The sequence below is a fragment of the Rhodococcus sp. F64268 genome, from assembly GCF_023015605.1.
GTDB lineage: Bacteria > Actinomycetota > Actinomycetes > Mycobacteriales > Mycobacteriaceae > Rhodococcus.
On record NZ_JALKAI010000009.1, the window covers coordinates 1 to 12,836 of the forward strand.

Genomic DNA, 12,836 nt, shown 5'->3' on the forward strand with positions numbered 1-12,836 from the left:
CGGGATCGGACGGTGGCGTAGGAACTTCCATCCAATCCCGTAGGTCGCACCCATCACAGTCGACACGCCGTTCACATGGCGACAAATCCCGAGGTCACAGGGCTACGCGCCGACCTTTCCGGGACCCTGGGAACGCTGATGATCGACAATCCTGAAACCCTCGAGATCGAATACCGGATGGCCTCCGACTTCTCGACCACCGACGGGGGCAACACCTTCACCCTCGAGCTTCAGCCGGGACTGACTTTCACCGACGGAACACCCCTCGATGCCCAAGCAGTACACCTCAATTGGTCGCGAATCGCGGATCCCGACACGGGGTCGAGTTCCTTTCCCCAGGCCTCCCAGATCTCCGCGACAGAGGTGGTCGACGAGACCACGCTGAGGGTCGTCATGGCCAACCCGAATCCGATGTTCGCCTACTCGATCACAAACAGCACGCTGAACTGGATCGCCTCCCCCACCGCGCTGAGAAGGGCAAGGACGCCTTCAACAACGCCCCGATCGGCGCGGGCCCGTTCGTGCTCACCCAGTGGCGTCGCCAGGACCGCATGGAGCTCACACGCAACCCCGACTACTGGGACGCACCCCGGCCATACCTCGACAGCATCACCCTCCTCAATGTCCCCGACGGAAGTCAGCGGGTGAACATGCTTGCATCGGGCGGCGCCGATCTCGCTTCGGAAACCAGCTGGACAGCTCTGGCCAGAGCCGAGGATGCCGGGCTCGGCACCGAACTCGCACCCGTCGGCGGTGGGCAGTACTTCGCGATGAACACCCGTCGTGCCCCTTTCGACGACCCCCGCGCACGTCGCGCGGTCTCGATGGCACTGAACCTCGACGACATCAACGTCGCCGCGTTCGAAGGCACCGGCGACATCCCGGAAACCCTGTTCCCCGAGTCATCGCCGTTCTACAAGGACATTCCGTTGGCCGAGTACAACCCCGAAGAAGCCCAGCGACTGTTCGACGAGCTCGCAGCAGAAGGAAAACCCGTCGAATTCACGTTCCTTGCAACAACATTGCCGGAGACCAAGGCGACCGCAGAAGTCACCCAGGCGCAACTGGCCGCATACGACAACGTGCACATGAACGTCGAGGCCGTCGATTTCGCCGCGTTCATTCCGCGCAACATCGCCCGCGACTACGAGATGATGATCTCGTCGGCGAATGTCCAAGAGCCGGATTCCACCTTGTGGAATGCCTTCCACTCACGGTCGATGGGCAACGTCACCGGCATCTCCGATCCCGAACTCGACGCAGCTCTCGATGCGGGTCGCGTGGGCACCACTCCCGAGGAACGCGACGCAGCCTACGAGATCGTGCAGAAACGACTCAACGAGGTTGCTCCCGGCGTCTGGTACACACGGGCGGCGCCGGCCGTCATGACCGCCGACAACATCCACGGCATCCGCATGTACTCACTCGGCTCCCCGCTTCCTGCGGAAATGTGGGTCACGGGATAACGACGCACCACATCACCGCGACCTGAAAGATAGGTACATTCATGCTCGAATGGGTTGTTCGGCACAGAAACCCGGTCACCGCGCTCATCTCTGTCTGCGCGGCAGCGCTGCTCCTGACGGCGTGCGGAACGAACGGCGGCTCCACGGCCGCTGCGGGGTCCGACGGCGAACCGGTTCCCGGCGATGTCGCCCGCGTCATCCAGGTGCGCGAACCGGTGTCGCTCGACCCGGCGACCCTCGCCAACAACTGGGTCGGCCAGGGCCTGCTGGGCAATGCGCTCTACGGGACGCTGATGATCGACGACCCGCACACACTCGAACTCGAACACCGTATGGCCGAAGATTTCGTCACGCCCGACGGCGGTGCCACGTTCCTCCTCACCCTGCGGCCGGATCTCGTCTTCACCGACGGAACACCGCTCGACGCCGAAGCGGTGAAGTTCAACTGGGATCGCATTCTCGATCCGTCGCTCGGATCCGGTTCGCTGACACTGGCGTCGCAGATCGCAGGGACCGAGGTCATCGACGATGCAACACTGAAGGTCACTCTCGTTGCACCGAACCCGAAGTTCGGGAATTCGATCACCTCGAGCGGGCTCAACTGGATAGCGTCCCCGTCCGCGTTGGCCGAAGGAACAGACGCCTTCAATGCAGATCCCGTCGGCGCGGGCCCATTCACACTGACCGAGTGGACACGCCAGGATCGCATGAAACTCGAACGCAACCCCGGCTACTGGGATGCACCCCGCCCGTACCTCGACGCCATCGAACTCCGCGCTGTCAGTGACGCGAACCAGCGTGTCAACATGATGGTCAGCGGTGGCGCCGATCTGGCGTCCGAATCCAGCTGGGCAGCGCTGGCGAAGGCCGAGCAGGCGGGGTTGGCCACCGACGCCGTACCCGTCGGCGGCGGACAGTACCTGGTCATGAACACCCGACGCGCTCCGTTCGACGACCCCCGAGCCCGGGAGGCGGTGAGCGCCGCGGTGAACCTCGACGACATCAACAGCGCGGTGTTCGAGGGACACGGCCAAGTTCCCGACACACTGTTCCCGGAGTCGTCACCGTTCCATGCGGACATCCCCCTCCGGCAGGATGATCCCGAGCGGGCACAGCAGCTCTTCGACGAACTGGCCGCGGAGGGAAAGCCCGTCGAGTTCACCTTCACCGCGACCTCGCTCGTCGAGATCAGATCCGTCGCCGAGAGTCTTCAGGCGCAGCTCGCCGCCTACGACAACGTCGACGTCCAGGTGGAGGTGCTCGACATCGCGGGGTACATGCCTCGTACCGCCGCCCGTGACTTCGACATGATCATCTGGGCCGCCGACAGCCCAGAACCCGACACCACGTTGTGGAACGCCTTCCATTCCACCTCGTCGGGAAATCACACCGGCATCTCCGACCCCGAATTGGACGCAGCCCTCGACGCCGGACGTACGGGCACCTCGGGCGAGGAACGTGTGGCCGCCTACCGCACGGTGCAGGAACGGCTCGCCGAGCTCGAACCTGGGATCTGGTACATCCGGTCGGCGCCGTCGGTGATCACCGGCCAGAATCTGCACGGCGTGCAGATGTACGCGCTGGGATCGCCGATACCCGACGGAATGTGGCTCACTCCTTAGCTTCGGTCGGCGCCCGGCGTGCAGTTCTCGTCGCAATTTGCGGGTAATTGCGACGAGAACTGCACGCTCACGGGTGATTCAGATCGTTCCCACACGCATGTTGACGGGCGACGTGAACTCCCGTGTTGTCGCGGGATCGCCCCACAGGTCTGCCAGATCTGCTGCGAAGGACTCGAGAACCTCGGACTTACCCGCCTCCGCGGCCTTCCGGACCGCCGACCACGTCGAGATATAGCCCAGCATGCCGTTCAGATCCCACTGTGTGCGGATCTGCATCGGTGGAGCCGGGCGCTCCTCGAACGGAAAGTCGATGTCGGCGTATCCGCTGTCGACGAGCTTGCGTTCCTCCGGCCAGTACGGGCCGATCTCGGTCCGGTAGAAGTGCTGGAACCGTTCGTCGAGGTCTGGGTCGAGCTTGGTCACCCCGTAGCTGACCAGCACGAGAACAGCATCGTCGACCGCGATCCGCCGGACCTCGCTGTAGAACGCCGGGCGGTCGAACCAGTGCGCCGCCTGCGCGGCGGTGATCAGCGCAGCGCTCCGATCCTGCACGGGAAGCGTCTCGGCGGGTGCCTGAAGGTAGCGGACCCGATCATGGAGCCTGGCGTTCGCGATCTGATCTGCACTGGAATCGACTCCGATCACGACATCGAATCGGGCTGCGAGCTGCACCGTCAATTGGCCGTTTCCGCATCCGACATCGACCGCCAGATCGGTCGCCGGAGCAAGAGAAACGAAGAACTCCGCGAGCTCCGCCGGGTACTCGGGACGAAACTGTGCGTAGGCCTGACCGCCATGATCGAACCAGTTCTTTCCCGCCGCCATGATCCGAAAATACAGCACACCGGTGTGTGCACATCGTTGACCTGGGGATTACCGACGGCTAACGTGCGAGCAAGCTGTTACTGCCGGTACGGGGGGAACCAAAGGTGAAAAGACGTCTCATCAGCGCTGTCGTCATGACGGCGACCGCCGCCATGACGATTGCTCTCGCACCCACGGCTGCGGCCGACCCTGCGGGCGGGGCCGATGCCATCGCATGGCAGGAGGCTGTCGATGCGCCCGATGCGTACCCGAACACCGCAGTCGAGTGGGATGTGCCGATCACCCTCAGCGATGGAACTGTGCTCCGTGCCAACGTGTTCCGGCCCGCAAAAGCCGACGGAACACCGATCGACGAGCAGACCCCCGTGGTTCTCAACCTCACGCCGTACACCAAACTCCTGTCGACGCTCGCGTCCGTCGCGATGGAGGATCCGACTCTTCAGCCGCTCGTCGAAGATCTCGGGACGATCCTCAACCTCGGCGTCCCCTTCGACGGCATCACGGAGCTTGCCGCTCCCGCGGCGCAGCTGGGACGCGCCTTCGGGCTCAACCGCGACCTCGTGCAGAACGGCTATACGCAGGTCATCGTCGACGTCCGCGGCACCGGATTCTCCCATGGACAGTGGGATGTGCTCGGACCTCGCGAACAACAGGACACCGTCGAGGTCATCGACTGGGTCGCGGCGCAGCCGTGGTCCAACGGGCGTATCGGCACTACCGGTGTCTCGTATTCGGCGATCAATCAGATCCAGGCTGCCGGACACCGGCCCGCCGAACTCGACGCCGTGTTCGCGGTCGAACCCGGCAACGATCTCCTCCGCGACATCGTCGGCACCGGCGGTGCGATCGGCGTCGGATTCATGCCGGCATGGCTCGGCCTCGTCAACGGCCTCAAGTGGGCCCCCGACGTCGAAGCCCTGTTGCAGGGCAGATTCGATGCACAATGGCTCCGCGATCGTATGGCCGATCCGGTCACGAAGATCCCCGAACTCGTCGAAGCGCTCACCGCACCGACCATCGAGGGTGTCTCACCCGAGGCACTCGAAGTCGCGCAGGACGGCCCGTTCTATCAGGAACGACAAGCAGATCTCGACGCCATCGAGGTACCCACCTTCGTGTTCGGCAACTGGCACGACATCTTCGCCAACAGCGAACCCGACATCTACAACTCGATTCCCGTAGCGCCCGGCAACAAACAACTCGTGATGGGCGACGGATACCATGCCGTCCTCGGTGAGGGCTTCGGCACTCCCGGACACCCGCCGACGATGGTGGCATTGCAGCGTGCCTGGTTCGACCACTGGCTCAAGGACATCGACAACGGCATCACCGAGTACGGGCCGGTCACGCTGCTGCAGCAGGGTGACGGCTGGACCACCACCGACCAATTCCCGCGTGCGGGTGTCGAATACCAGCGGATGTACCTGTCGACGAGACCGAGCGGCACTGCCGCACACTCGGTCCACGATGGCAGCCTGCAGCCTGCCCCGCAGGATTCTCCGGCGCGGCTCACCGTCGCACCCGGCCTGCGCGGGGTGTGTTCGAGGGAAGCCGCGCAGGGCACTGCGGGTATCGCCGTCCTCCTCGGATCGAACTGCACGAAGGACGCACGTTTCAACGAGGAAGAGGGCCTGACGTTCACTTCGGAGCCGATGGCAGAGCCGACCGTCCTCTCCGGGCCGATCAACCTGCATCTGAATACGGTGCTCGACACCCCGGACGGCTTCTGGTCGGTGTCGATCAACGATGTTGCACCCGATGGCCGCTCCACGGTGCTCTCCAGCGGATCCCTGGTCGCGTCACTGCGCGCGATCGATGATTCGAAGAGTACGTTCACCTCGTCGGGCGACTACGCGCGCGCCCATCCGTACCTCACGCTCGACACACATCAACCGGTCGTGCCCGGCCGGCCCACGCAACTCGACATCAGCATGATTCCCACCGACGCGATCCTGCAGCCGGGGCACCGCATCCGGATCGACGTCTACGCGTCCAGCATTCCGCGGTCATTACCGCTCGGTCCGATGCTCCACGACAGCAGGCTCGCACCGCAACATCTCGAACTCGATTCCACCGCACCGAGTTTCGTCACGTTGCCGATCGTGGGCTGAGCAGCCTGCGCCCGCGTCAACAGCACCGTGCCTCGGGATCTGCGTCGCTTGCGGCGTACCTCTGACGCCAATACTCACGCTCGGTCATGACCGGGTAGCCGGGGTTCAGCTGCCGCTGCAAGGCGACGTACCGGGCGTAGTCGTGATCGCCCATCAGCGCACCGACCCACCACCATGCCCGACGCACTGCGGTGATCACGGCGTCCCGCTCTCGTGCTGATGCGCGTGATCCGTGTGCGCGTGGGCGGCACCGGGTGCACGCACCTTGCCCGACGCGATGAGTTCATCCCATTGCTTCTGCAGTTCACGCTCGGCCGGTGTGGGTACGAATCCGGCAGGCGCGAAGATCTTCGACGGCACATCCGGCGACTCGGTCGTCGGCATGCCGCCGAGCCGCACCGATCGAATACACACCACGACCCCGGCGACGGCCACGATGAGAACGAGTACCGCGAACACGATCGACAGAGTGCCCTGGATGAAGGTGTTGCGGATGACAGCGTCGATCGCCGCAGGCGACGCGGCCGAACCGAACCGGGTCTCGCCGGCGTTCTTCGCATCGACGAACGCATTGTGCTGTGCCCAGTATCCGACCGCGCGGTCGCTGGAGAAGATCTTCTGCCACGACGCCGTCATCGTCACGATGAGATCCCATGCCAACGGGATACCGGGGATCCACGCCCACTTCACCAGGCCCTTCTTGACCACGATCGTCAGGACGATCGTGAGCGCGATCGCGGCGAGCAACTGGTTGGCGATACCGAACAGCGGGAACAAGGTGTTGATACCACCCAGTGGATCGGTGACACCCATGAGCAGGATCGCACCCCACAGCCCGCAGACCACGAACGAGCAGAACCATGCACCTGGACGCCACGACGGGTCCTTGAAACGCTTGGCGGCACCACCGAAGTTGCCGAGCGAATCCGACAGCATGAATCGCGCGACACGGGTACCGGCGTCGACGGTCGTGAGAATGAACAACGCCTCGAACATGATCGCGAAGTGATACCAGAACGATTTGAGACTGTCTCCGCCGAACAGGTCCGACAGGACATTCGACATGCCGAATGCGAGCGTGGGTGCACCGCCGGTGCGGGAGATGATCGACTCCTCCCCGACCGCCGCTGCCGCACCGGCGATCTGCTCGGGCGTGACGTCCGGGGACGACAGCCCGAGGCTGTTCACATAGGCCGCGGCTGTTTCGGGTGTGCCACCGGTGAGCGCTTCCGGCGCGTTGAGCGCGAAGTACAGGTGCTGATCGATGATGCACGCGGTGACCAGGGCCATGATCGCCACGAACGATTCGGTGAGCATCCCGCCGTACCCGATGAGGCGGGTTTGCTTCTCTTTCTCCAGCATCTTCGGAGTGGTGCCGGAGGAGATCAATGCGTGGAACCCCGACAGCGCGCCACACGCGATGGTGATGAACAGGAACGGGAACAGCGAGCCGGCGAACGCGGGCCCGTCACCGTCGATCGCGAACGACGTGACGTCGGGCATCTGGATCTCGGGGCGGGCGACGAGAATACCGATGGCGAGCAGCGCGATGGTACCGACCTTCATGAAGGTCGACAGGTAGTCGCGCGGGGCCAGCAGCAACCACACCGGCAGGACAGACGCGGCGAACCCGTAAGCGATCATCAACCACGCGATCGTCACCTTCGACAGGGTGAACCATTCGACACCCCAATCGGTTTCGGCGACCCACCCTCCTGCAACGATTGCCAGGACCAGCAGCACGACACCGATCGCAGACACTTCGGAGACCTTGCCGGGCCGCAGATAACGCAGATACACACCCATGAACAATGCGATCGGAATGGTCATCGCGATGGAGAACAACCCCCATGGGCTCTCCGCGAGTGCATTGACGACCACGAGTGCGAGCACCGCGATAATAATGATCATGATCACGAAAACGGCGATCAGGGCCGCGATTCCGCCGATCGGGCCGAGTTCGTCGCGTCCCATCTGTCCGAGACTGCGCCCGCGCCGCCGCGACGATATCCACAGCACCAGGAAGTCCTGGACTCCACCGGCCAGGACGACACCGACGATGATCCAGATCGTTCCCGGCAGGTAGCCCATCTGAGCGGCGAGGACCGGGCCGACGAGGGGACCGGCCCCGGCGATCGCGGCGAAGTGGTGTCCGAACAGGACCCGCCGGTCGGTCGGCATGTAGTCCTTGCCGTTCTCCAGGACCTCGGCGGGGGTCGCGCGATCGTCACGCGGTTGTACGATCTTGCGTTCGATGAATTTGGCGTAGAACCGGTATGCGACAAGATATGTGCACACTGCCGCGATCACGAACCACACCGCGTTGATGTTCTCGCCGCGCACCACCGCGATCATCGACCAGGCGAAACCACCGACGAGTGCGAGGACTACGAAAACGATGCGCGCCGTGGCGGACATCGGTGTTCGATCGACGACGCCAACCGGGGGAAGATCCGGGTCCGTGCGCAGGTATTCGACGTTCGCGTCGGTGGGCGGCGTCGGGTCGACGGCCATCTCGGCTCCTCGACAACGTGCACAGTTATGGCCTGCGTCACGCTACCCGCGGATGGGTGCCCGGGAACCGAATTGATGGATTCAGCCGCGCGCGGCGATCCTCGCCTGCACTTCGGGGCGTCGCAGCGGCGGCACCGTAGGTGGTGGTTGCCGCCGCTCGGGAAGGAGATCGAGCAATCTCGTGGTCGTCGCGGCAACCTCCGCGACGGCTTGCTCGAACGGCTCCCGGGTGGCATCGGACAATTTGTGGATTCCGCTGACCTTACGGACGTACTGCCGGGCGGCCGCCTCGATCTCCTCGGCGGTCGCTACCGGCGCGAGCCCGCGCAGCTCCGTGATGTTCCGGCACATGCCTTCAGGGTAGACCGCGATGCGCAGCAGACCCGGGGAAAACCGACGCCCGCCGACATCCCGCGACTGCGAGTGCAGTGGCGGAAGGCGGCGGGCGCGCGGAAAGTGCGGAAAGTGCGGAAGAGGCCGGGTCAGAGGCGCTCGATGATGGTCACGTTCGCGGTACCGCCGCCCTCGCAGATGGTCAGCAGGCCGTAACGGCCGCCGGTGCGCTCGAGCTCGTTGAGCAGGGTCGCCATGAGCTTGGTGCCGGTCGCGCCGAGCGGGTGACCGAGCGCGATCGCACCACCGTTGACGTTGACCTTGGCCGGGTCGGCGCCGATCTCCTTGATCCATGCGAGCACGACGGGAGCGAACGCCTCGTTGATCTCGATGACGTCGATGTCGTCGATGGTCAGGCCGGTCTTCTCGAGTGCGTGCTGGGTCGCCGGGATCGGCGCCGACAGCATGAAGATCGGGTCGTCGCCGCGGGCACTCATGTGGTGGATCCGCGCGCGCGGCTTCAGACCGTGCTTCTGCACGGCTTCGTCCGAGGCGAGCAGCAGCGCGCTGGCGCCATCGGAGATCTGGCTGGCGACGGCCGCGGTGAGGCGCCCACCGTCGACGAGGACGTTGAGCCCGGCCATCTTCTCGAGGCTGGTCTCACGCGGCCCCTCGTCGGTGGTGAACTCCCCGACCGGGACGATCTCGTTGTCGAAGCGCCCCTCGGCGATGGCAGCCTTGGCGCGCTCGTGGCTCTGCAATGCCCACTTCTCGAGGTCCTCGCGGCTGATGTCCCACTTGTCGGCGATCATCTCGGCGCCGCGGAACTGCGACACCTCCTCGTTGCCGTAGCGCTCGGTCCAACCCGCCGACTCGGCGGTCGGGGTCGTGAAGCCGTACTGCTGGCCGACGATCATCGCGGCGGAGATCGGGACCTGGCTCATGTTCTGCACGCCGCCGGCGATGATGAGGTCGGCCGTACCGGACAGGATCGCCTGCGCCCCGAACTGGATGGCCTGCTGGCTCGAGCCGCACTGACGATCGACGGTGACGCCGGGCACGTGCTGCGGGAGGCCCGCGGCCAGCCACGACATGCGTGCGATGTTGCCGGCCTGGCCACCGATCGCGTCGACGCAGCCGAAGATGACATCGTCGACGTCCGACGGGTCGATGCCGGTGCGCTCGACGACGGCCTTGATGACGTGCGAGCCGAGGTCGATCGGGTGAATGGGAGCCAGGCTGCCGTTCTTCTTACCGATCGGAGTGCGGATAGCATCGACGATGTACGCCTCGGTCATTGTTGCTCCTTATGCGGGGTTCGGGTTCGACAGTCCGTCGAGAACGATGGAAAGGTACTGCTGCGCAACTTGTTCGACACTGAGCGCTCCGCCAGGCCGATACCAGCGCACCGCGACCCACACCGTGTCGCGGAGAAAACGGAAGACGACGTCGACGTCCACGTCGGGCCGGAACGAGCCTTCGGAGATTCCACGCTCGAGCACCCCCGACCACAGTGTGCGGAACTCGGTGTTGAGTTCGGCGATGTAGGAGAACCTGTCGCCGTCGAGGTGCTTGGCCTCGTCCTGGTAGATCGCGACCGCGGCGTGCGATCGGTCGATCGATTCGTATGAGGTGGTGACGAGGGCTTCGAGCGTCGCGCGGGGGTCGAGGCCTGCGGCCACGATCTTGCGGTACCGGTCGAACAGGTCGTCGAGGAAACCTCGCAGGATCTCGTCGACCATCGACTCCTTCGAGTCGAAGTGGTGGTAGAGGCTCCCGGAGAGGATCCCCGCGGCGTCAGCGATGTCGCGGACCGTCGTGGCGCGGACACCGCGTGACGCGAAGAGGTCGGCCGCGATGTGGAGCAGTTCGGCGCGGCGGCCGGTCTTCGCTGAGTCGTCGCGAGGTGGGGTCATGGAGCAAAAGCCTTTCGAACTTCCGGCCTGTCGAACTACTAGGCCCGCTGCGAGGAGATCGAGACGATCTCGCCGGTCAGGTAGGTGGTGTAGTCGCTCGCCAGCATCGCGATCGTCGCAGCAATCTCCCACACCTCCGCCGCACGACCGTACGCCTCGTCGGACGCCAGCCGGTCGAGCAGTTCCTCGCTGGTCACCTTCGCGAGGAAGGCGTGACGCGCGATGGACGGGGCGACGGCATTGATGCGGACACCGTATTCGGCAGCCTCGATCGCCGAACAGCGGGTGAGCGCCATGACGCCGGCCTTCGCCGCGGCATAGTGTGCCTGCGAGTGCTGGGCACGCCAGCCGAGCACCGACGCGTTGTTGACCAGGACTCCGCCGTGGCCGGCCGACTTGAAGTACCGCAATGCGGCGCGCGTCGCCCGGAATGTGCTCGTGAGGGTGACGTCGAGGACGCGATCCCACTGTTCGTCGGTCATGTCGACGACCGGGGTCTCTCCACCGAGTCCGGCATTGTTGATCAGCGTGTCGATGCGGCCGAGCTTCTCGGCGGCACCGGTGATGAGTGCGTCGACCTGCTCGGTGGACGACACGTCGCACACGATGGAATGCACCTGCTGTTCGGGGAACTCCGCGGCGAGCTTGTCGGCCGCCTCACCGAGGCGACGCTCATGGAAGTCCGAGATCAGGACGTCGGCGCCCTCGAGCAGGGCGCGTCGCGCCGACGAGAAACCGATTCCTGTGCCGGCCGCCGCGGTGACGACGACTTTCTTGCCTGCGAGCAGCCCGTGCCCGGGGGTTTCGACGGGCGGGGTGGACAGCGGGGAGATGGTCACGGGCGAGCCTCTCGGGGAAGGCCGAGCACACGCTCGGCGATGACGTTGCGCTGGACCTCGTTGGATCCGCCATAGATGGTGTCGGCGCGGGTGAACAGGAACAACCGTTGCCATTGGGCGAGCTCGAGGTGTTCCGGGTCGGTGATGTTCGACGGTGTTCCCGCGTGATCGTGATCGGGTGCGACGAGCGACGCCGCGCCTTGCGCTTCCATTGCAAGGACACCGAGGTCGCGGTGCCAGTTTGCCCACAGCAGTTTGGCTACCGAGGCCTGGCCGGGGTCGGCGTCGCCCAGGGTGCGAAGGGCGTGGGCGCGCATCACCCGCAGCCCGATGCGGGCTCGGGCGATCTTCTCGCGGATATTGGGGTCGTCGATCGAGCCGTTGGCCCGCGCAAGGTCGACGACACCGTCGAGTTCGCGGGCGAAGCCGATCTGCTGGCCGAGGGTGGAGACGCCGCGTTCGAAGGTCAGCAGACCCATCGCCACCTTCCACCCGTCGCCGGGCTCCCCGACGACGAGGTCGGCATCTGTCACCGCATCGTCGAAGAAGACCTCGTTGAATTCGGAGGTGCCGGTGAGCTGCTGGATCGGCCGGACGGTGACGCCGGGCTGGTCGAGCGGCACGAGCAGGAAACTCAGACCCTGGTGGCGGGTCGATCCCGGTTCGGTGCGCGCAATCACGAACGCCCACTGGGCGACGTGCGCAAGGGACGTCCACACCTTCTGGCCGTTGATGATCCACTTGCCGTCTTCGAGGCGCGCGGTGGTCGAGACGTTGGCGAGGTCGGATCCGGCACCCGGTTCGGAGTATCCCTGGGCCCACAGTTCGGTGACGTTGCGAATTCCGGGGAGGAATCGCTTCTTCTGCTCCTCTGTACCGAACGCGATGAGGGTGGGTCCGAGCAGCTCCTCGCCCAGGTGGTTCACCCGGGCAGGCGCGTCGGCCTTCGCGTATTCGGTGTGGAAGGTGACCCGCTCCTCCATGGTGGCACCGCGCCCGCCGTATTCGGTGGGCCAGCCGATGCAGGTCCATCCGGCCTCGGCGAGATGGCGATCCCACGCGAGTCGTTGTTCGAAGAACTCGTGCTCGCTGCCGGGCCCGCCTTTGCCCCTGAGGGCGGCGAATTCGCCGGTCAGGTTCTCGTCGAGCCACGTCCGCACGGTGGCCGCGTACTCGGTATTTTCCAGGCTCTCGCTCTCTTGCACGTCTG

The 12,836-nt window shown here is 65.0% G+C and carries 11 protein-coding genes and 1 pseudogene; 4 read left to right on the forward strand and 8 right to left on the reverse strand.

All coding sequences use genetic code 11. From position 1 onward, the window contains the following. Window positions 1-177: 177 nt before the first annotated feature. The 3 genes and pseudogenes from MWU77_RS24780 to MWU77_RS19440 all read left to right on the forward strand — a co-directional run. Window positions 178-378 (forward strand): annotated as a pseudogene (locus MWU77_RS24780) (ABC transporter substrate-binding protein); the annotation flags it as partial. A gap of 143 nt (window positions 379-521) precedes the next feature. Beyond that, on the forward strand, window positions 522-1,466 hold the full coding sequence (locus tag MWU77_RS19435) for an ABC transporter substrate-binding protein (RefSeq protein ID WP_308198831.1): 945 nt from the start codon (window positions 522-524) through the stop codon (window positions 1,464-1,466). 41 nt (window positions 1,467-1,507) lie between these two features. Beyond that, on the forward strand, window positions 1,508-3,088 hold the full coding sequence (locus MWU77_RS19440; protein ID WP_247274540.1) for an ABC transporter substrate-binding protein: 1,581 nt from the start codon (window positions 1,508-1,510) through the stop codon (window positions 3,086-3,088). A 78-nt stretch (window positions 3,089-3,166) separates the two neighbouring features. Here MWU77_RS19440 and MWU77_RS19445 read toward each other — a convergent pair whose 3' ends face one another. Then, window positions 3,167-3,913 carry a class I SAM-dependent methyltransferase gene (locus MWU77_RS19445; protein WP_247274541.1) on the reverse strand — a complete coding sequence of 249 codons (747 nt, stop codon included), beginning with the start codon at window positions 3,911-3,913 and terminating at the stop codon, window positions 3,167-3,169. 134 nt (window positions 3,914-4,047) lie between these two features. On the opposite strand from MWU77_RS19445, the gene MWU77_RS19450 reads away from it, so the two are divergent. Next, entirely contained in the window at window positions 4,048-6,024 is a 1,977-nt protein-coding gene (locus tag MWU77_RS19450) for a CocE/NonD family hydrolase (protein WP_247274602.1), read from the forward strand. 16 nt (window positions 6,025-6,040) lie between these two features. On the opposite strand, the gene MWU77_RS19455 is transcribed toward MWU77_RS19450, so the two are convergent. The 7 genes from MWU77_RS19455 to MWU77_RS19485 form a co-directional block, all read right to left on the reverse strand. Continuing rightward, complete coding sequence (locus MWU77_RS19455) at window positions 6,041-6,223, reverse strand: YbdD/YjiX family protein (protein ID WP_374229923.1); 183 nt, start codon at window positions 6,221-6,223, stop codon at window positions 6,041-6,043. After that, complete coding sequence (locus MWU77_RS19460; protein ID WP_247274542.1) at window positions 6,220-8,538, reverse strand: carbon starvation CstA family protein; 2,319 nt, start codon at window positions 8,536-8,538, stop codon at window positions 6,220-6,222. Before MWU77_RS19460 ends, MWU77_RS19455 begins: the two co-directional genes overlap by 4 nt. Window positions 8,539-8,619: 81 nt before the next feature. Next, window positions 8,620-8,889 (reverse strand): DUF2277 domain-containing protein, encoded by a 270-nt coding sequence (locus MWU77_RS19465; protein WP_247274543.1) that lies wholly within the window; start codon window positions 8,887-8,889, stop codon window positions 8,620-8,622. 131 nt (window positions 8,890-9,020) lie between these two features. Continuing rightward, a complete protein-coding gene (locus tag MWU77_RS19470) occupies window positions 9,021-10,169 on the reverse strand; it encodes an acetyl-CoA C-acetyltransferase (RefSeq protein WP_247274544.1) in 1,149 nt (382 codons plus the stop codon). A gap of 9 nt (window positions 10,170-10,178) precedes the next feature. Further along, entirely contained in the window at window positions 10,179-10,787 is a 609-nt protein-coding gene (locus MWU77_RS19475) for a TetR/AcrR family transcriptional regulator (protein ID WP_169688135.1), read from the reverse strand. Between the two features lie 38 nt (window positions 10,788-10,825). Further along, on the reverse strand, window positions 10,826-11,626 hold the full coding sequence (locus MWU77_RS19480; protein WP_247274545.1) for an SDR family oxidoreductase: 801 nt from the start codon (window positions 11,624-11,626) through the stop codon (window positions 10,826-10,828). Continuing rightward, window positions 11,623-12,831 (reverse strand): acyl-CoA dehydrogenase family protein, encoded by a 1,209-nt coding sequence (locus MWU77_RS19485; protein WP_169688133.1) that lies wholly within the window; start codon window positions 12,829-12,831, stop codon window positions 11,623-11,625. Before MWU77_RS19485 ends, MWU77_RS19480 begins: the two co-directional genes overlap by 4 nt. Window positions 12,832-12,836 lie beyond the last annotated feature (5 nt).